This window comes from Methanosarcina horonobensis HB-1 = JCM 15518, assembly GCF_000970285.1.
GTDB lineage: Archaea > Halobacteriota > Methanosarcinia > Methanosarcinales > Methanosarcinaceae > Methanosarcina > Methanosarcina horonobensis.
The window spans coordinates 3,035,222-3,053,988 of sequence record NZ_CP009516.1 but is presented as its reverse complement, the minus strand read 5'-3'; the positions used below and the strand labels follow the sequence as shown (position 1 = coordinate 3,053,988).

18 protein-coding genes are annotated in these 18,767 nt (G+C 39.2%); 11 read left to right on the top strand and 7 right to left on the bottom strand.

Annotation, left to right across the window (positions count from 1 at the left end; all coding sequences use genetic code 11):
- Positions 1-39: 39 nt before the first annotated feature.
- Positions 40-2,172: a sensor histidine kinase gene (locus MSHOH_RS13415; protein ID WP_048143480.1), complete on the bottom strand. Its 2,133-nt coding sequence runs from the start codon at positions 2,170-2,172 to the stop codon at positions 40-42.
- A 950-nt stretch (positions 2,173-3,122) separates the two neighbouring features.
- On the opposite strand from MSHOH_RS13415, the gene MSHOH_RS13410 reads away from it, so the two are divergent.
- Positions 3,123-3,686 carry a YkgJ family cysteine cluster protein gene (locus MSHOH_RS13410; protein ID WP_338037899.1) on the top strand — a complete coding sequence of 188 codons (564 nt, stop codon included), beginning with the start codon at positions 3,123-3,125 and terminating at the stop codon, positions 3,684-3,686.
- Between the two features lie 69 nt (positions 3,687-3,755).
- Here MSHOH_RS13410 and MSHOH_RS13405 read toward each other — a convergent pair whose 3' ends face one another.
- From MSHOH_RS13405 to MSHOH_RS13395, 3 genes are all read right to left on the bottom strand, one after another.
- Positions 3,756-5,996: a sensor histidine kinase gene (locus MSHOH_RS13405; protein ID WP_048140328.1), complete on the bottom strand. Its 2,241-nt coding sequence runs from the start codon at positions 5,994-5,996 to the stop codon at positions 3,756-3,758.
- Between the two features lie 532 nt (positions 5,997-6,528).
- Complete coding sequence (locus MSHOH_RS13400; RefSeq protein WP_394297754.1) at positions 6,529-6,843, bottom strand: hypothetical protein; 315 nt, start codon at positions 6,841-6,843, stop codon at positions 6,529-6,531.
- Between the two features lie 296 nt (positions 6,844-7,139).
- Positions 7,140-7,544 (bottom strand): pyridoxamine 5'-phosphate oxidase family protein, encoded by a 405-nt coding sequence (locus MSHOH_RS13395; RefSeq protein WP_048140327.1) that lies wholly within the window; start codon positions 7,542-7,544, stop codon positions 7,140-7,142.
- Positions 7,545-7,694: 150 nt separating this feature from the next.
- Here MSHOH_RS13395 and MSHOH_RS25265 point away from each other — a divergent pair, with 150 nt between their 5' ends.
- The 3 genes from MSHOH_RS25265 (at position 7,695) to MSHOH_RS13385 (ending at position 9,441) form a co-directional block, all read left to right on the top strand.
- The gene (locus MSHOH_RS25265; RefSeq protein ID WP_239450975.1) at positions 7,695-7,892 is read left to right on the top strand and encodes a hypothetical protein; all 198 of its coding nucleotides are present in this window, start codon (positions 7,695-7,697) and stop codon (positions 7,890-7,892) included.
- Positions 7,864-8,034 carry a cytidine/deoxycytidylate deaminase family protein gene (locus MSHOH_RS25260; protein ID WP_239450974.1) on the top strand — a complete coding sequence of 57 codons (171 nt, stop codon included), beginning with the start codon at positions 7,864-7,866 and terminating at the stop codon, positions 8,032-8,034. Before MSHOH_RS25265 ends, MSHOH_RS25260 begins: the two co-directional genes overlap by 29 nt.
- A gap of 750 nt (positions 8,035-8,784) precedes the next feature.
- Positions 8,785-9,441 carry a fasciclin domain-containing protein gene (locus MSHOH_RS13385; protein WP_239450973.1) on the top strand — a complete coding sequence of 219 codons (657 nt, stop codon included), beginning with the start codon at positions 8,785-8,787 and terminating at the stop codon, positions 9,439-9,441.
- 350 nt (positions 9,442-9,791) lie between these two features.
- Here MSHOH_RS13385 and MSHOH_RS13380 read toward each other — a convergent pair whose 3' ends face one another.
- Together MSHOH_RS13380 and cooS are read right to left on the bottom strand one after the other, a co-directional pair.
- Positions 9,792-10,334 carry a 4Fe-4S dicluster domain-containing protein gene (locus MSHOH_RS13380; protein WP_048140325.1) on the bottom strand — a complete coding sequence of 181 codons (543 nt, stop codon included), beginning with the start codon at positions 10,332-10,334 and terminating at the stop codon, positions 9,792-9,794.
- Positions 10,335-10,349: 15 nt separating this feature from the next.
- Complete coding sequence (cooS, locus tag MSHOH_RS13375; protein WP_048140323.1) at positions 10,350-12,224, bottom strand: anaerobic carbon-monoxide dehydrogenase catalytic subunit; 1,875 nt, start codon at positions 12,222-12,224, stop codon at positions 10,350-10,352.
- A 547-nt stretch (positions 12,225-12,771) separates the two neighbouring features.
- Between cooS and MSHOH_RS13370 the strand changes: the two genes are divergently transcribed.
- From MSHOH_RS13370 to MSHOH_RS13350, 7 genes are all read left to right on the top strand, one after another.
- Entirely contained in the window at positions 12,772-12,954 is a 183-nt protein-coding gene (locus MSHOH_RS13370; protein ID WP_048140321.1) for a methytransferase partner Trm112, read from the top strand.
- Positions 12,955-12,968: 14 nt separating this feature from the next.
- A complete protein-coding gene (locus MSHOH_RS13365) occupies positions 12,969-13,730 on the top strand; it encodes a DUF7524 family protein (protein ID WP_048140319.1) in 762 nt (253 codons plus the stop codon).
- A 375-nt stretch (positions 13,731-14,105) separates the two neighbouring features.
- Positions 14,106-15,719, top strand: a complete 1,614-nt coding sequence (gene pyrG / locus MSHOH_RS13360) for a glutamine hydrolyzing CTP synthase (RefSeq protein ID WP_048140317.1) — start codon at positions 14,106-14,108, stop codon at positions 15,717-15,719.
- A gap of 261 nt (positions 15,720-15,980) precedes the next feature.
- A complete protein-coding gene (locus MSHOH_RS25710) occupies positions 15,981-16,115 on the top strand; it encodes a hypothetical protein (protein ID WP_275425533.1) in 135 nt (44 codons plus the stop codon).
- 133 nt (positions 16,116-16,248) lie between these two features.
- Positions 16,249-16,506 (top strand): hypothetical protein, encoded by a 258-nt coding sequence (locus MSHOH_RS24365; RefSeq protein WP_239450972.1) that lies wholly within the window; start codon positions 16,249-16,251, stop codon positions 16,504-16,506.
- Between the two features lie 499 nt (positions 16,507-17,005).
- Entirely contained in the window at positions 17,006-17,143 is a 138-nt protein-coding gene (locus MSHOH_RS23855) for a hypothetical protein (RefSeq protein WP_158024159.1), read from the top strand.
- Between the two features lie 465 nt (positions 17,144-17,608).
- Positions 17,609-18,196, top strand: coding sequence for a DUF4013 domain-containing protein (locus MSHOH_RS13350; protein WP_082089357.1), 588 nt, complete (start codon positions 17,609-17,611; stop codon positions 18,194-18,196).
- 209 nt (positions 18,197-18,405) lie between these two features.
- Here MSHOH_RS13350 and MSHOH_RS24360 read toward each other — a convergent pair whose 3' ends face one another.
- Entirely contained in the window at positions 18,406-18,696 is a 291-nt protein-coding gene (locus MSHOH_RS24360; RefSeq protein ID WP_048140313.1) for a hypothetical protein, read from the bottom strand.
- Positions 18,697-18,767: the final 71 nt, after the last annotated feature.

Sequence of the window (18,767 nt, the reverse complement as noted above, 5' to 3'; positions counted from 1 at the left end):
ATAATTTATATTCCATGCTGTTTGTAAATAAGTTAGAGGTTATTCATTTCTACCGCAGAGAGGAATCGAAAAACCAAACGTACTTCCTTTTCCTACTTCACTTTTGAACCAAACGGTGCCACCGTGAAGCTGAACAATTTCTTTCACAAGAGCAAGGCCAAGTCCGGTTCCCTGATACTTTTTGGACGAAGAAGAGTCAATCTGGCTGAAAGGCTTGAAAAGTTTATCATGGTCGGCTGCCGCAATACCTATTCCTTCATCGGATACGGTGATATTTATAAAGTTGTTGCTTTGCAATGCTTTTACTCTTACACATCCGTTTTCATTTGAGAATTTAACTGCATTTGTCATCAGGTTGCTCAGAACCTGTGTGAGCCTCTCCCTATCTCCATTAATTCTTGGGAGGCTATTTTCAATCTCAAGCTCTATTTTTATTCCTTTGCTAGCGGCAAATGGAAACAGCATATCCCGAACTTCAGCAAATGCTTCAGCCAGCCAGAACATGCTGTAATGAAGTTCAAAGCTTCCTGCTTCCACTTTGGAGAGGTCGAGGATCTCATTGATCAAGTTCAGCAGATGTTTTCCGCTGCTGGATATATTCCCAACAGCCTTAACCTGTCTTTCATTAAGTCCTCCGTAAATTTTTTCATACAGAAGATCGGAGAATCCTATTATCGAATTTAGAGGAGTTCGTAGCTCATGGCTCATGTTTGCAAGAAAGTCGCTTTTGGTACGGTTTGCAACCTCTGCATCCTGTTTTGCATGGAAGAGTTCAGTTTCATATTTCTTCCGTTCCGTTATTTCCACTCCGGTTTCCAGAACTGCAATAGTATTTCCGGCTTCGTCACACACGGGTTTTGACCTGAGAAGCCAGGTCTTTCCCTCAGGAGAGGTAAATTCCTGATCTGTCCAGATGGGAGCCTGGGGTTGCTGGAGTTTCTGGTAAATAGCCTTCTTAGTTTGAGGTTTTTCAGATTTCAGTTCTTTAACCTCAGCCGTTAACAGATCCCCATTTTTAAGGGCAGTCTTGTTTGCCCAGCGAATATTAAAGTTCGGATCCCTTAGAACCACTATTTCTTCAAGAGAATCGAGAATAAACTTTTTTTCATACTCCCTTGCCTTAAGCTCCTGCTCGGCAAGTCTGATGCTGGAAAGCATTTCGTTGATACCTTTTGAAAGCCTGTGAATCTCATCTTCTCCTTCCATTTCCAGCCGCTTTGAGGTATCTTTTTCCTTTTTTACTTTTTCAAGGAAGCTGTCAATAGCAATCAACCTTGATACAAGGAGACGATCGAGACTGAACTTGGTTGCGGTTCCTATGACCATTCCGCAAATTAGTAGAAAACCGTAAATATAAAATAGAGTCTTTGTACCCTGGGCATAGAGTTCACGTGGATAATCAGCTCTCAAGATGGCTACAGGTTTCCCGGTAGTATCTCTCAATGCAAAATACCCGGCTACTCTTTCATCCCCAAGAATATTGACAGCAGTTGTATCCTCAATGGTAACTTCATTAAAAACATCCCTAAAGTCCGGAGGCATTTCCGTATCTAAAGTATAGAGTGATAGGGAAGACTGAGTACGTTCTTCAAGAGAAGCAATGTAAGAACTGTCAATATATTTTCCAAGGATTAAAGTTCCTGCATAAGGACCTTCTTCGAGACTTAACAGAATGGGGCGAGCAACGATAAGCATCGGTCCTTCTTCAAGCAGTATGACTCCGTGTATATAATCCTCATTTTCCCGGGTCGTAAGAACTCCACTGTCAATTTGCTCCAGAATTCCTGTCGGAACCGGAACATTTGCCTCGTTTATGAGATCAACAGACATCGGATAGACAACTTTCCCTGACTTATTTATAAAAAGCATAACATTGAGATCCAGATCATAAAGAGTGCTGTCGTCCAGGTTCGACTCTATGTATTTAGGGCTTAAGGTATCTACGAACTCATAAGTATCGTCCCAGAAAGCCCAATCCCTTGCGGTTCTGTCGATAGACAAAGTCTCCCAGGCAATTGCCTGTTCTATTTTTTCCGTGTTTTTGATAGTATCCCGGGCTTCAAGATTGGAAAAACTCGATAGCAGAATTGTATGGGATGCTACTATTAAAAGCCCGGTTAACAGAGCAAACATTGTGAAAGTAACTATTAACAGTTTTTTGCTAACATCCATACACATCACCAACAAGCTGCAGGAAATAAAAACTCCATACCTGCAACCTGATAGCATAAATTTGTCTATAAAAGCTAAAATGCAGATATCTATCTTAAAAATAAAATCAAAAAATATATAAAGATTACGAAGTTAAACTAAAATTTCTTTGTGATCAGATTATTCTGCTCAAGGTCAGTTTCGCTCCAATTAACTTTGTAAGTATAACAGCAAAAATATATTATAGTACTTCTAATCCAGTTGACGGATCTCTGTACATTTAAGCTGACCGAAATTAAACAAAATTTCTGCCCTGACTACAATACTTTCGGTAAATACAAGAATTCAGGATAAAATAACGGTATTTTTTGCGAAGACTCAGGTTTGCAGGGCAGAATATGTAAAAGTATAATACTTTTAGCGTGTAGATTATTTTTCGAGTTTGTAGTTTCTCAATAATAAATGGTATGTTTTTAACATATTATTTACAAATCGGTAAAAGATAAGTTAAAAAAGTCCATAATTGGCCTCATTAGTTTCTTCGTTCAAGAGCACAGGTATTTTTTATACATAACTTTTTAACATAACTGAATTACAATTTACAGAAAAGTTATGTTAAAAGTTATGTTCGCATAGCAAATATTTTATACTCAGTTATTTGTTAGGAGACCATAAATTTATTGACATTCTTTTTTGCAATCAAACCTGTTAATTTTTTTTCTACAATGGCAAAAAATGTATTCTTCAGGCATAGATGTAAATATGACTTAAAAAAATATAATCAATAAACTCAGTCTCACATAACCGAGGTTTTTAGATTGATATTCAAAAAAATACCCATGAACATGTATGAGAATTTTCACAGGACATTTAGTGGTGGTAATCAGAATACTTTTAACGTCTGCAAAAAATGCGGAGGGGCTTGCGAGCACAATAAGATAGGAACCCTGCTCCCTGGAGAAAAGGAATACATGGCAAAGAAAATGGGTATAAGCGTTTCTGAATTCGAACTCAAATATCTGGACATTTTAAAAACTGATGACGGCACTCTTATTCATGTATTAAAACTTGGAGAGTTGTGTCCTTTTTTGAATAAGGAAACTGAAGCATGTGAATGTCGAGATTTCAAACCTATAATCTGCAAAATTTATCCTGTTGTTTTTACGGTTGAGGCTGGGAAAGTAAATTTTACGATAGATAACTGGTGTCAGTTATCAAGGAAAAAAATTTGCAGAAACTATTTTGAATCTGCAATTCCGCTTTTGTCCCGTCTTCCTATTCCTATTGAATGGTTCAGGCATGTAGTAAGTTATGATGATCTTTATTTTAATTACGACAAACTAAAAGAATCCAGAAAAGGAAAAAACAAGTGTGCTGTTTTTACTCTGAAAGAACTTTTAAGTTTTCAGAGAAAAGTGGCTCCATATGAGTTAGAAGCTTATAGAACGGAAGCAAACAAAGTAGAAATATATAAGATAGAAACGGCGAGCCCAGGTATTGATTTCTGTCAAGAAATTGAAGAGCCCACTTTTTAATTAAAAGTGGAAAAATTTCTGGTTTGAGAATAAACCGAGATTAAAAGCTTTCATTTAAAGGATTTCCAATCAGAACTGGTTTATGTTTTTATTTTTTCCTTCTGATTCCAGATTTTCGGCGGTTTCTGTATCATTAAGTGGCTTTACTTCGTTGTTGCCATCGTTTCTGTCATTTCCTTTTATCGGAATTGTGAAGGCAAAGGTACTTCCTTCTCCTATTTTGCTACTAAACCATACATAACCTCCGTGCAGGTTAACAATTTGTTTAACTAGCGATAGGCCAAGTCCTGTTCCCTGGAATTTTTTGGAGGAAAAAGAGTCTACCTGGCTGAAGGGCTTGAAGAGTTTGTACTGGTCTTCAGCTTTTATCCCTATTCCATTGTCTGTAACCTTTATTTCTACCAGGTCTCCTTTCTTTTTTGCCTCTATTTTCACAAGTCCGTTTTCGTGAGAGAACTTTATGGCATTATCCAGCAGATTATACAAAATCTGAACAAAACGGGCATCATCAGCACAAATGGTAGTAAGATCTTTATCCACAGCAATTTTAACCTCAATGTTTTTCCTGTCTGCAATAGGAGATAGCAGATTTTTTATTGTTTTAAGCTTGCTGATAAGCTCAAATTCTTTATAATTAAGTTCGAGCTTTCCGGCTTCCACTTTTGAGAGATCAAGAATATCATTAATCAGACTCAGGAGATGTTTTCCGCTCCTTGATATGTTCCCTACAGCTTTGGTCTGTTTTTCATTAAGTTCCCCATATACTTTTTCATGAAGCAGATCAGAGAACCCTATTATTGAGTTAAGCGGGGTTCTTAGTTCGTGGCTCATATTTGCAAGAAACTCACTCTTGGTGCGGTTTGCAACCTCTGCGATCTGCTTTTCATGAAGCAGTCTCTCAGCTTCTTTTCTTTCAGTAATATCCCTGCATGTCTGGAGAATCCCTATGATTTTTCCCTGCTCATCAGGCACAGGAATTGCCTGAGCAAACCAGACTTTTCCGTCCTTTGCGACAAATTCTCCTGATTTCTTCTCACCTGTAGTAAAGATCTGTTCGACATGCAAATATTCAACTAAAGAACCACTTATGCCCGGAACAGCCTTAATGCAAACTCCTATTGCCTCTTCGAGGTCCATTTTCATGTGTTCAAGCGCAGCTTTGTTTGCCCAGATGATTCTGAGTTCGGGATCCATAAAGACAGTTAGTTCGTTGAGCGAGTCCAGCAGGACTTTCTTTTCACGTGCCTGAGCTTTTAACTCCTGCTCTGCCAGATAAATTTCGTTTAACATCCCGTTTATTTCTTTTGAGAGACGATAGAGTTCATCATCGTCTTCCAGTGACAGCCTTTTGGAAAGGTCTTTTTCCGACCTGACTTTTGTAACAAAATCGTCGATTTCTACTAATCTTGAAATAAATAATTTATCAAGCACAAATTTGACTCCGATTCCTGTCATAAGTCCTGTCAAAAGTAGAAAAAAATACATGTAGTTAAGGGTTTTTTCGCCGTGTAAATAGAGTTCCCTTGGAAAATCAGCCCTGATAAGCAGAGCAAGATGACCCTTTATGTCTTTTAACCCGAAGTAACCTGCTATCTGCTCTTCATTTATCGGTTCAACCATTATTTTATCCGAATTTTCCGAAAAATTTTTGATTTTCGTCTGAAAATCCGTAGGCATCTTTTCGTCTGCCCTGTACATTAAAAGAGAAGAACGGGTAACTTTCTTAAAAGAATCGAGTAAATCATCGTCAAAATATCTGCCGAAAATGAGAGTACCCCTTGAAGGTCCTTCGTATTTTGTTGTGAGAATAGGGTGGCATGCAATAAACATGGGGTCTTCATCAAGCAAAACAAAACCGCTTATTGGGTCATCCTCTTCTTTTGTAAGAAGACTTCCATCTTCTATCATTGCAAGAAGTCCTTCGGGAACAGGTATTTCTTCTGCGGTCTGGGTATCCACAGATTTTACATAAACCACTTCCCCGGTACTATTAACAAAAATCATAACATTAACATTAATCCCGGAAAGTGTTTGATTCTGCAGATCAACATTTATGTACTCTTGATTTTTGTCCTCAATAAACTGGTAGGTATCGTCCCAGCAGGCCCAGTCCTGGACAATATAGTCAAGGTAACCCTGCTCTGTAGCAACAGCATTCTGCACCCGCTCTACATTCTCTAATGTATCGGCCTGTTCAAGCTCCAAAAAGTTGGAAAGCTGCATGTTATGTGTAAATGTAAATGAGGCCGTAAGAATTGTAAAAATTAAGAGGGTGATTATAAGAACTTTCTTGCTAATATCTATTGCGATACCCCCAGTGACTTTGAAGTAAAGAGGAGCTTGAAGGTTAATATATTATTTAATATTAAAAGAATAGAAACTATATAAGAGTCAGTAGACATATTAAATAAATTTAAAAAATATATATCATTAACTTCTTCTATTGAATTCAACAATTTTAGGAAAAAAATAAGAGTGAACTTATATAAACACTATTAAAATCTTAAATTTTATCCTTCGATCTTTATTAGTCTGGATTTATAATTTATAGAAACCATTCTTTCACGTTTTTCCAGCAATTACATTTCTTGCAGTGAGATAGGATTGTTCGACAATTTCAGTATTCCCTTTCATATTAGTGATTTTCATCCCAAATGTGAGGGAAAACTCCTGAAGTTTTGAAGACTAGTTCAGATTAAATTAATATAATCTTATGAGAGAAAAAGCAACAGCTAGGTTGGGAAGATAGGAAAGGCATTCTTAACAAAATAGATAGGAGCAATAAAAATAACAGGCAATTTACAGCCTTTCCTCAATTCATTCTTCAACTATGGACTTTTTCTCATTTTTTGAGTTTTTCAGGAAGCTTTTTATCAGGAGTAACTCCGTAATATTTTGTCCTTGCCGCCCCCCAGATACAGCCGTTCTTCCCGAAGATTTTCAGTTCAAGATTCTGGATAGATTTGCAGACACTGTTGCCTGATCTTGCACCTTTACAGACAATGCAGAGTTTTTCACAAAAAATAGGAGTTTTTCCCTTATCTTCAACCATTTCCTCACTCCTGATTGTTCGTATCTTCTGACGTACATCTATACTTTTCAGAGACTTATCTTTTTCCGAAACTCGTTTTATTACTAAGGGAGCGCAGAAGGTCACGAATACCCCTTCCCTTAGGTAGGGGTGAAGTGACCCCCTCCTTCGTATTTCTGTTTAAATATCTAAACCATAGTTTCCTTGATAGAGATAGTAATTCGGATAGGAAACCGAGGCCAAAATTTCAATTACTTGTGTTAAGGAAACCTTGTTAAAGGATACTTAATCATCTGTCCCCAAGTAACCGGGCGGGAGGCCCGAAGCATACCCCATCCTTTAGGGTGGGGTGGCCGCGTGCAATTTGATTTGACCGGTTTCATAATATAAAGAGTGTTTTTATGAACTCAGGTATTTCCTTTTCACAGAAGTTTCTTTCCAGCTGCAAGACCTGGAGCACACTGGAATACCTCGCTTATAGCTACCTCTATGAGAGTTTTTGCAGGAAGACCTGGTTTTGCGGTGTTCACAATTACTTTCATCTTATCAAATTTCTCGCCTGAACGGATAATTGTGGCTTTTCCTTTTATCTGGAAGCAACCACCTGTCTCTGGACCCCACACATAGATTGCAAGGTTCGGGTTTTCTTCCAGGTTTGCCAGAGATTTAACCATAAAATTATCTGCAATCCAGATAGTCCCATCATCTACGAGCTGGCAGAAGCCTATGGGTACTACGTTAGGAACTCCCTCTTTTGAAGCCGTTGCAACAGGGAAGATCTTTACCTTTGAAAAAGCAGTTTTCATTTCTTCGCTTAACTTTACCATGATATTTCACCATCAGGATGATTTGCAGTATAAATTATATAGTTAAGCGTTAGAATTCTGTACCTAGAGGATTGTTTGTGTACTATAATAACCTTTCAGAGCTAACGAAGTATTATCAAATGTTATTTTAGCTAGAAGAGAGTAAAACTTATGGTAAAGGACATCAGAAGTCTGGATGAGGAGATAATGGAAGAAACAAGTTCTAAAAATAGTCCCAAGAGCGAAAAGATTATTAACTGGAAAAACTGGCCACAAATTTACGACTTCTGTTCCGGGTACATAGACGAACTTTATGTCTGGATTACAAATGTACTTGCCCTTGAAATCCCTAGATTCGGTAGATTATAGTGTTGGAAGCATAATTGTCGATGATGAAAGCGCGATTGTAGCTTTCGGGCATAACCTTGCATATTTCTCTTCCTTTCGTAGTGATGTGCATGCGGAAACGGTAACATTAAATTATTTTGAAGAAAAGAACCACAAGTCATAACTTTGAAGCTTACACACTTTATACATCTCCTGAATCCTGCCTTATGTGTCTGATCAGGCTAATATCTGCAAGTATTAACAATGTTTTATGTTTCTTCTGACTTGCAGGAGAAATGACAGGTTCAATCAGATGACAGGTTCAATCAGTCTACTTCCTCCCTCTGGAAGGAACTTTCTCCTAGCTTTTTGCTAAAACTCGTTGTTCTATAAATCTCTCAAATGCATCAAAAGGAGTAATTCTCATCAATTCAGAAGAACTGTTTGATATTCTAAGAAAACGTCGTTAGTAGTGTTTTGCACCCGGAAAGTAATAAGATCATTATTTTCAGACCTTACTTTTCCTCAGGTAAAAACTCATATGAAAACATGATAAGTTTCTTACGAACTGGGGACAGCTACTAGTTTTAATCTGAAAAATTCTTTCTACAACTTAACGATTAGCTTGATAAGGACTATCAAAAGATGCTCTAATGAATAAGCCAGATTGGAGATTTATCTGCAAATATAATCTAAATGAGAGGATCATAATTCAGCTTCAGAGAGTTTACAGGCTACCTCCATTTGGATAAGAAATGCCAGTATATGGGATATATCTTTTTTGAGAATATCCAGTAGATTTTTTAATAGAAACTATTTTTAAATAGATGTTTTTTTAAAAAGAAACATTTTTCCAAAAACAGATAAGATTATATAAAAAGAGCATATAATGTGATATGAAAAATACGTCATAGAGTATATCTTTTAATTGTATATGGGGGGAAAAAGTATTAAGAAACTTGGATTTCTGATAGTGTTGCTTTTAGCAGGAATGCTTTTCGTTTCCGGTTGTGCAGAAGAACCAGCAGGTGAAGATGCGGGCGAAGAAGAGACAAGCATTATTGACAATGAGACTGGTGAAGGGGCAATACCTGGTCAGGAAGAGGAATCTCCTATTGGAGGGGAAGAAGGAATAATTCCGGGTGAGGAAGAACCAGCCCTTGGTGAAAACGAAACCGGAGGAGACAACCAGACAATTGTTGAGACTGCAGAGGCTGCAGGATACACTACATTTGCTTCAATCGTAAGGGATGCAGGGCTTGAAGACACCCTGAACGAAGGGACATATACCGTCTTTGCTCCTACCAATGAAGCCTTTGATGCCCTTCCGGAAGGCACACTTAATAATCTCAGTGAGGACAATCAGGACCTGAACGTTATGCTGACTTACCATGTCGTAGAGGGAGAATATATGGCATCGGACCTTGAAGACGGGCAGTTGCTTACTACCGTGCAATCCGAGATGATTCCTGTAAACATCACAGGTGAGGAAATAATCATCGGAAACGCAAACGTTGTCGAACCTGACATTATTGCAAGCAATGGTGTTATTCATGGAATCAATAAAGTGCTGATTCCTCCTGGACTATAAAAACGAAAGCAAAATTTTTTACACATTAAACAGTTCCTAACAATTAAACCTCTTTTTACTTTTTTACTCATTGTGCCTGCCTGGCACAGCAGTTTAAGTTTTTTAATATTGCTTTTTCTTAGTTCGTGGAGCAGGCTGGAAATCTCTTATATGCAGGATCTGTAAGCGTAAGATCACTTCAGACTGGTCAGAAGTTATGCAAGTAATTATCTTAAAAGGAAAGTCCCAAATATTTAATCCGAAATATAACCTGCATCATTCTATTGTTCCCTGTGCGAAATGAAAGCATTAACAAACCCCACTACCGGCAGCGGGGCCTGTCAGAATAGTTTTGATTCATCTTGCAGTTTTCAGGAGAAGCTAAATGAATTTGCTTCCTGACGCCTTTCTACCTCAAAAAACACAAGAGCATGTGTAGGGCATGCCTCCACGCAGGCGGGTAATTCCCTGCCCTCACACAGGTCACATCTTACCACGGTTCCCTCTTCGGTGCGCCTGTCAATTACTCCGTAATTGTTAGCCATGGAAGAGGTCCAGCATCCTGAAGCAAGAATTAACTGGTACAGAGAAGAAAAACGGGTGCAGACCATAGAACAGGTCCAGCAGTCCACGCAACGCTCAAGATTGTGGTTTACAGTACCGGTAGCTGTATCTTTCGAAAGAGCTTTTGTGGGGCAAACCGAAACACAGGGTGCATCCTCGCAGTGGCGGCAGGTAATCGGCACTGAGGCTTCAATGGCAGGCATATACTCTACAGAAATGCGTTTTTTCGGGGCTGGATCTTCTCCTAAAGCTGAAAATAGGTTTTTGCTCTTTGAATGGGAAACAGCGCAAGCAACCTCGCAGGAGCGGCAGCCCATGCAGAGTTCAGGCCGGATAATCACATCTTTCATTATGAGTTACCTCCCTTATTTCAAGCCCAGTGCTTTTCTTTTTCCTTCAATACGTTCAAGCATCATGTCTGCAGCTTTGAAAGGATCAGGCTCAACTGCAAAGCTTGCACCAATAACGCCGTCCAGACCTTTTGTCAGAAGGGATGTAACTGCCTGGCTGCCAAGGACAGGTGGAACCGTTCCGAGTACGGTGAACACTCCCGAAGAAACAACATAAGCACCTATACTCACGGCTTTTTCGCTCATCCATTCAGGGGCTGCGCCGGCAGCCGGGAGGTCGCTTATATCCACTCCCAGGCTGTTTGCAATTGCCGAGGCAAGCACCAGGATGCGGCTAATATCAACACAGGAACCCATATGCAGGACAGGAGGAATGTCAAGAGCTTCGCAGATACCTTTAAGTCCGTTTCCTGCCAGAACAGCGGCTTCAGGCACAAGGAGCCCGGCTTCGGCGCATGCAATTGCATTGCAGCCTGTAGTCACTACCAGGACATTATTTCTAATCAGCTCTTTTACGAGGTTCACATGCCCGTAATTGTGCTGGATCTTTACGTTATTGCATCCCACAACTGCTCCGATTCCTTTCACTGCGCCTCCGGCGATCGCTTCAATAAGAGGGGCAGGACTTCCGCCAAGAGCTTTAAGGATTGCTTCCGCGCTGAAACCAACCATACATTCCTGCTTTTCTTCCGGGATATTTACCTTTTCGAGATTCCTGTTTGGGAAGTTTTCTACAGCTGTTTTTACAATCTCTTTTGCAGTTTCATAAGCCTTCTCTTCATGGAATTCCATTCTCAAAGTTCCGGGGAAATCGGCTTTTGGAGATGTGGATATGAATTTTGTATGATAGCAGCCAGTAAGGCTTCCAAGAGAAGGCATAATGCACTGGACATCCACAACCATAGCTTCCACAGCCCCTGTAATTACTGCTAGTTCCTGCTGGAGGAAGGTGCCTGCTATGGGTGTCCCGTGACGCATCAGGGTTTCGTTTCCGGTACAACAGATTCCAGCAACATTGATTCCGGCTGCTCCTTTCTCCTTTGCAAGTCCAAGAAGTTCGGGGTCTTCCGCAGTTTCCACAATCATTTCTGAAAGGATTGGTTCATGCCCATGGACAATTACATTTACTTTATCAGGGGAAAGCACTCCAAGATTTACAGTGCTTTTCTTAGGCTCCGGAGTCCCGAAGAGAATATCCTGGACATCGGTTGCAATCATGGAACCTCCCCAACCGTCCGAAAGCCCTGTACGCAGCCCATGCAGCAGGATATGGGTTGCATCATTGTCCACTCCCATATGGGTTCTGTGCATACATTCTACAATTTCCCGGTCAATTCCTCTGGGTTCTATCCCGAGCTCTGCCCAGAGTCTGCGCCTTGATCCGGGCGCCCGCCTTGTGCATAAAAGAGGCCCATTCTGTTTTCCAAACTCCGTAAGCAACGCATTTGCAAGTTCGCCTGCCACTTCTTCACGGCTTTTTCCTTCTGCAAGGATCCCGTATTCCGAGGCAAGGGAGAACAGTTTTGCTTCGCCTTTTATCCCATAGCTTCCAGCTTCTCCTTCGCTCATTTTCTTAAAGGTTAACACCGCATCCCTTGCATGGTCAGAGTGGGCGGCCGCTCCTGCGGCAATCATCCTTAAGAGATTTCGAGCAACAATAATATCTGCAGTCGCGCCGCATATCCCTTTATCAGCCCCTTCACCGAAGGGATCTATCCTGCAGGGACCCATATTGCAGTTCCTGCAACAAATCCCCAGTTGTCCAAAACTGCACTGAGGAAGTTGCTTTTCATACCTGTCCCATACAGTCTCTATACCTTCGTTTTCTGCTTTCTCCAGCATGCTCTGGGTCGCAGGGTCAATGCTTTTCTCAAACACCGTCAATTTCATTTCCTATACCACACTGTCGTCTCATTTTTTGTAAAACCGCACTTTTGTAAATTATCCCAATTCCAGGTCTCTCCCCCTGGATCAAACAATATTCCGAAACCTGTGATCCTGAAATAAATTGAGCTGAATCTATCGTTCCTGAAACTCAACTTGTTCAGTTAAAAAGATTATTTAGGACTATCAAATGTTATTATGTTATAAACTTTATTTAAAAAAACAATATGTATTAATATATATCTAAAGTCATTACTTGAAGTAGAAGTACTAAATCCCAACTCATAAATATGCAGTAAAATTATAAGTTACCTGTAAGTACTTGGATCTCATTAAAGTATGAAGTTAATTGAAAAAAGATTAGCTGAACACATAAAGTGTTGGCGTAACAGAGATCAAAGGAATAAACAGGGATTAAAGGATATAGATAAGAGAAGTCAACGGAATACATAAATAAGTCAATTGGATTATGACAATAGAGTCTTTAACTATCCCGGCGAAAAATATAATTCTGTCTTCCCTATCGCAAAAGTGGCTTTGATGGTGAATTTTTGTGAAAAAAGATCTTATGGATATTCTGGCCTGCCCTGTGTGTAAGGGCGACCTGATTTTGAACGTTGTTGAAGAAAATGAAGAAGAGGTCATATCCGGAACCCTCTACTGCCCTATCTGCAAAGAGCATTATCCCATAGATGAGGGGATTCCGAATTTGCTTCCTGCAGACCTCAGGAACTGATGTGAGGGTTGAACTTGGAACAGATATTCCAGAATGTTGTCATCAACCGGCAGGAAATAAACTCAATTGAGTTTGAAAACGAAAGTATTGAAATCCCCCTTTATCCAGGCGGAGAGCAGACCTTTGAAATCCTTATTACAAACTACGGATCTCCAACCCATATTCACCTCTCAGTGAGCGAAGAACTGAAAGGCCAGATCACATTTTTGCGAGACAATCCTTACGTGCTCCAGAAAGAGTATATTTCTGCAGTTGCAAGAATCCCTCAGGAAGGCAGGGTACTTACAAAGGGTCAGATATATATCACTGCAGGTTACGGCTCAAAGAAGAAAGGTTTTCCAGTCCAGCTTGGAAAGGTCGAGGCAAGACCACAGGAGCCCCAAAAGGACGAGCCCGGTAAATGGGAAGAGGATACTGATGAGTTGTTAAAGCCTTCAAAGCCTTCAATAACTGCGGAGCCTATAAAAAAAGCCTCTCGCCCGCGGACATCGGGGAGTGGTTTTGTTGGGATCTCATCTTCAGCCCTCAAGAACTTTAAAGGGGGGCTCTCGGCCTCATCGGGAAAAAGGACTAGAAGAGGTATGGGACAGAATGAAAGGTTCCCCTTTGTCCTGGCTCTGGGAGGGTTTTTACTGCTTGTATTCTTGTTTTTCCTCTATTTCATGCTGCCAGCCGGGCTTCAGTTCAGCGTGAGTTTTGCTCAGGCTCTTCTATTCTCAATTCTGTTTGTAACCTGCACAACCTATATTTTATTAAAATTTATGGAGGAAGGTTAAGCTCGGAAGCCGGGCTCATGTCCTTTTTGCAGTCCATAATTCTCCTGTCTGAGTCTTCTGTTTATCTTCTTGAATTTTGAATTTTTAAGCTCCTGAATTTTCAGTTTTTGACTTTCTAAGTTTTGGGATTTCTAAGGTTCAATTTCTGATTTTTTTTGTAAACTGTCCTGGTTTTTAACTCATCATTTGAGTCTGTTTCTTTCTGGAATTAGAGAGTAATTTTTATATCATGAAGATATTGGTATTGTGTTCGTACACAAGAATTGAATCAAGAATTTGTATAAATTATTCCTCTGATTACTCTTTAATCTGAAATTTAAGGGACTATCTTCTGGTCCAGAATCCCTATAGAAAAATTATCGAGGAAGCTTACCCATGAAGTACATTGTAGTTACCGGTGGGGTGATGAGCGGGCTTGGGAAAGGCATCACCATTGCATCCATCGGCAGGAACCTGAAAAATAAAGGTTATAAAGTTACGGCTATCAAGATCGATCCATACATCAATATTGATGCAGGTACCATGAGCCCCTACCAGCACGGGGAAGTTTTTGTACTCAGGGATGGAGGTGAGGTTGACCTGGATCTTGGAAACTATGAGAGGTTCCTTGACACGGAACTTACCAGAGACCACAACCTCACCACAGGCAAGGTTTACCAGGAAGTAATTGCCAAGGAAAGAAGAGGAGATTACCTTGGAAAGACCGTCCAGATCATCCCCCATATAACAAATGAGATCAAGAACAAAATAAGAAAGGTTGCAGCCAGAAGTGGGGCCGATATCTGTCTTGTTGAGATCGGGGGGACTGTGGGAGACATTGAAAGTATGCCTTTCCTTGAAGCAGTCCGCCAGATGCACAGAGAAGAACCTTCCGAAAATATCGTTTTTATCCATGTGACTCTTGTAATGGAAGACCTGCAGGGCGAGCAGAAAACCAAGCCTTCTCAGCATTCAGTAAAAGAGCTCAGAGCTCTTGGACTGAGCCCGGAAGTAATTGTTGCAAGATCAAAGACTCCTCTACAGGAAAGTGCCAAAGAAAAAATCGCTCTTTTCTGTGATGTGCCTCAGGAACTGGTCATAAGTGCCTATGATGCCGATGATATTTATGACGTGCCTCTTACGATTGAAGAGCAGGGCCTGACCACCAGGCTCATGAAGCATCTGAAGCTGGAGTCCTGTGTTGAGGACAGTGGATGGAGCGAAATGGTTGCAAGGATGAAATCCACAACCGACGAAGTCAAACTGGCAATTGTAGGCAAATACACGAATCTTGAAGACTCCTATCTCAGCATCCTTGAGGCTGTTAAGCACGGTGGAATTGATAACGCCTGCAAAGTTGAAGTTAATATGGTTGAAGCTGAGACCCTTGAAGAAGACCCTGCAGAGGTCGAGAAGCTCAAACAGTTTGATGGTATCCTGATTCCTGGTGGTTTTGGAGGACGTGGGACCGAAGGCAAGATGCTTGCAATCAAATTTGCCAGGGAAAACGATATTCCATTCCTTGGAATCTGTCTGGGAATGCAGCTTGCTGTAATTGAGTTTGCAAGAAACGTTGTGAACCTTGAAAAGGCAAACAGCACGGAGTTTGATGAAGATACTCCTTATCCCGTAATTGACATCCTGCCTGAGCAAACCGGAGTTGCGGATATGGGCGGTACTATGCGCCTTGGAGACTACGATGCTATCCTTAAGGAAGGCTCGATTGCCACAAAGCTTTATGAAACCAATTACATTGTCGAGCGCCACCGCCACAGGTATGAAGTAAACCCCGAGTTTGTTGACAGACTTGAGTCCTTTGGCATGGTTTTTTCCGGCAAAAACAAAAATAGAATGGAGATTGCCGAGATCCCTGACAAGCTTTTCTTCTTTGCATCTCAGTTCCATCCGGAGTTCAGGTCAAGACCTGGAAGACCGTCTCCTCCATTTAAGGGTCTCATCAGGGCAATGTGTAAATACAGAAAAGAAAGAGAAGGTAAGCAGGGACAGTAATCCTGTAGAGGGATGAGGGAATTTTTTTCTTTAATCCCTTTTTCTGTCCTTTTTAAACTTTTTAACTGATATTTCAAAAATGCTTGGCTTCTTAATCTCGTAAATAATATAAAGAAGCCCGGAGTTTTCTCCCGCGGGAAACTGATAAATAGTTTTAAAAATGAAAATAATGGACTAATATGATATCTGTTGAGGTACTTTACTGGCATTGTACCTATACGGATATTTTTTACTTCATTAAATTCTATGAAGGTATATACAATGGCAATGTCTAAAAAAGATATGGATAAGAAAAAGAGCGCTAAGAAAGAAAAGATGCAGGAGCTGGAAAAAATGGCTTCCGCAGGCAGCAAGGATGCAAAGAAGAAACTTGCAAAGGAAATGAAGAAAAAGTAATCTTTGACACTTTTCTTCTTTTTGTCTTACATTAGTAGAGGGTCCGGGAATCTCTAAACCCGGTCCCGGAAATTTCTTCTCAATAACAGTGTAGTTTCAGAATCTTTTATCTCTTTTCTTCTTGGTTCTTTTCTTGATTTATTTCTTCTGGATTCATTTCTCCTTAATTCATGAGCATTATCATAAAAGAAGCAACATTGAGTCTACAAACGCTGTAATAAAGAGGATATTTGGGGAGACTTTAAAATCTGAAAATCAGGTTGTTCAGGTAAATGAATTGCTGGTTAAAATTATTGAATATAATTTAAAGATAGTAATTCATGAGATGCATGAGAATGGAATTAATCCAGATTTCTCGCAGGTGAAAGTTGAGAAAACGATAACAGTGTGATATATAGGTTTCAAGATTTTTCACTGATGTACACAGGCTGATTAGAAATCTAAGTGAGAAATGATTAAGGAATATTCAAAAGGCATGATAATAATTTATGCTGTTGTAAACGAAACCCTCTACATTGAATATCCCCCCATAAAAGTCCTGTAAAAAACGAAGTTATTAAACCTACATATAGTAATTTCTTTAACTGTTATTGTGTAATAATCTCGCAGAAATAAAACTCAAAAAATAATTCATTCTATATATTTATTAATTAATATTTATATTTGGGTCATTTTACATCCAAAAACTACCCTAATTCTCAACTTGCACCTAAATCGTATCTGAGCTTAAATTCGGGCTGAAAAGGTACTTCGGTGCAAAGCCCTTCTTGCCAAAACCATTAAATATTTTTGACACTTAATGTACGGACTTGCAGTAATATATGATAAAGTTTCAGCTGCGAAATAAGTATAAGGAGATTGCATAAACAATCTCGCTGAAGGTTCGTCATATGGTAATGGCTAAGAAAGATATGGAACAGATTTCTAACTCCAAAGTTCGCAAGGAAATGGAAAAACTGCAGAAGAAAGCTTCTTCAGGCGATAAAGCAGCAAAGAAGATGCTTGAAAAAGAGAAAAAGAAAAAATAACAGAGTAAACTTTTCCTTTCAAGAAAAGAAACTTATGAGAAGATCTGGAGGGGTTAGAAAAAAACCTTATCTTAACTTCCATTTCAAAAACCAAATTCAGTTATTTACAGACATATGTTTAAAGCACTTTAGAACTATAGATTTCATTTAAAGGCAATTGTCCCTTCGTTTTTTTATTATTCACGATTTCATTATTTGCGATCTTATTATTTACAATCTTACTCATAAAGGCAGGAACTCGAACAAATGTGTTTTCAATTAAAATAGCTATACTTTTTTCCTTATAAAGAATACTTCTCTATTTTCGTTTTTTTCTCGATTTTTTCTTACTTCTATTCTTGATTCTAACTTCTCGGCTTCTTATTTCAGGGTTTCAGCCTCTTTTTATATTTATTTCTCAAAACCCATATATATCTTTGAACTTATATTTACAAAGTTTTATATACTTAAAAAATAGCATTATATATGGTGATTATTATAGAAACCATAAGTTTTTCTGAAGCTTTCAAATATCCTTTCAAAATCCCGAAAAGGCTTCTTTATATACTCCTATTAATTATTCCCATTATAGGATGGTTTGCACTTTTCGGATATATTGTAAGGCTTATCAATGAATTTATTGAAGGCAGGTATGAAGGGCTTATCAAACTCGATTTTACGGAGGACCTGAAACTTGGGTTCATGGTTTTCCTGAAAGCTCTTCCCTTCTACATAGTATATATGATTATATTGTTTGCTGCGATGTATGTCAATGAAGCTTTCGGAAATCTCGTCAACCTGCTGTTAGGGTTCTTTGTGATACCAATGCTTGCGGTTAACTTTTTCAGGAAGCAGACAGTTGAGTCTTTCTTTGAGTTTGATATCCTGAAAGTTGTCAGGGATAATATCGGGGAGTATATCATCACAATACTGAAACAGTATGCTCTTGCTATTATCTTTGCAGTGCTTTCGATCGTACTCATCGGCATACCTGCAATCTTCTTTACAAACTCGATATTCATCGCAAATATGTACGGAAGGTTAGTAGAAAAGAAAGAAGATTCGAGTCTGTAAAGTTCTGAGGTAATATCGCATCAGTTTCCTACTAGATTTTCCTGGCCTTATGTTTTTTCTTTGCCAGGTAATTTTTCTTTAACACGGTACGGGATTATTTGTCCAGAGTTTATCTTCAAATTATCTTTTTAGATTCTCTTTCTGAACCATATTAAACGATTTAAAAGCATTATTCTGGTTTAAAGCGTCTTTTAATTTAAAGAGTTCTTTTATTTTATCTGTCTTTTTACGAATTTAAAAGCGAATTTAAAAACTGAAATGGCTATGGCTATTACGGCTGTCGCCATCAAGGCAAAGATCGCTAAACCCACAAAACGACTAAAGATCATGAAAGAAGAATCGTGTCCTGGAAAAAAGAACTCTTCAATATAATATAAAATCATAACAAGTATTAGCATTGCTAATGAGACAGTTGCTAAAAACTGAGTAGACATTTTTTGTAGCATTTCATTTCTTCCCTTATGTGGAACCGGAATAAGTCTGCTTGATATTATCTTCATTTTATGCGAAGAGGCAGAGAAAGTTTATCGTTTCTCATCTATAGTTATCTATTCATCATCTCGTTATCTAT

What these genes read in the sequence shown, in the direction of transcription:
- MSHOH_RS25710 (WP_275425533.1), top strand. Translation starts at nt 15,981, where the DNA reads ATGGCAATGTCTAAAAAAGATATGGATAAGAAAAAGAGCGCTAAGAAA.
- MSHOH_RS24360 (WP_048140313.1), bottom strand. Translation starts at nt 18,696, where the DNA reads ATGAAGATAATATCAAGCAGACTTATTCCGGTTCCACATAAGGGAAGA.
- MSHOH_RS13380 (WP_048140325.1), bottom strand. Translation starts at nt 10,334, where the DNA reads ATGAAAGATGTGATTATCCGGCCTGAACTCTGCATGGGCTGCCGCTCC.
- MSHOH_RS13415 (WP_048143480.1), bottom strand. Translation starts at nt 2,172, where the DNA reads ATGGATGTTAGCAAAAAACTGTTAATAGTTACTTTCACAATGTTTGCT.
- MSHOH_RS13410 (WP_338037899.1), top strand. Translation starts at nt 3,123, where the DNA reads ATGGCAAAGAAAATGGGTATAAGCGTTTCTGAATTCGAACTCAAATAT.
- pyrG (WP_048140317.1), top strand. Translation starts at nt 14,106, where the DNA reads ATGAAGTACATTGTAGTTACCGGTGGGGTGATGAGCGGGCTTGGGAAA.
- MSHOH_RS13385 (WP_239450973.1), top strand. Translation starts at nt 8,785, where the DNA reads ATGGGGGGAAAAAGTATTAAGAAACTTGGATTTCTGATAGTGTTGCTT.
- cooS (WP_048140323.1), bottom strand. Translation starts at nt 12,224, where the DNA reads ATGAAATTGACGGTGTTTGAGAAAAGCATTGACCCTGCGACCCAGAGC.
- MSHOH_RS13395 (WP_048140327.1), bottom strand. Translation starts at nt 7,544, where the DNA reads ATGGTAAAGTTAAGCGAAGAAATGAAAACTGCTTTTTCAAAGGTAAAG.
- MSHOH_RS23855 (WP_158024159.1), top strand. Translation starts at nt 17,006, where the DNA reads ATGGTAATGGCTAAGAAAGATATGGAACAGATTTCTAACTCCAAAGTT.
- MSHOH_RS25265 (WP_239450975.1), top strand. Translation starts at nt 7,695, where the DNA reads ATGGTAAAGGACATCAGAAGTCTGGATGAGGAGATAATGGAAGAAACA.
- MSHOH_RS13350 (WP_082089357.1), top strand. Translation starts at nt 17,609, where the DNA reads ATGGTGATTATTATAGAAACCATAAGTTTTTCTGAAGCTTTCAAATAT.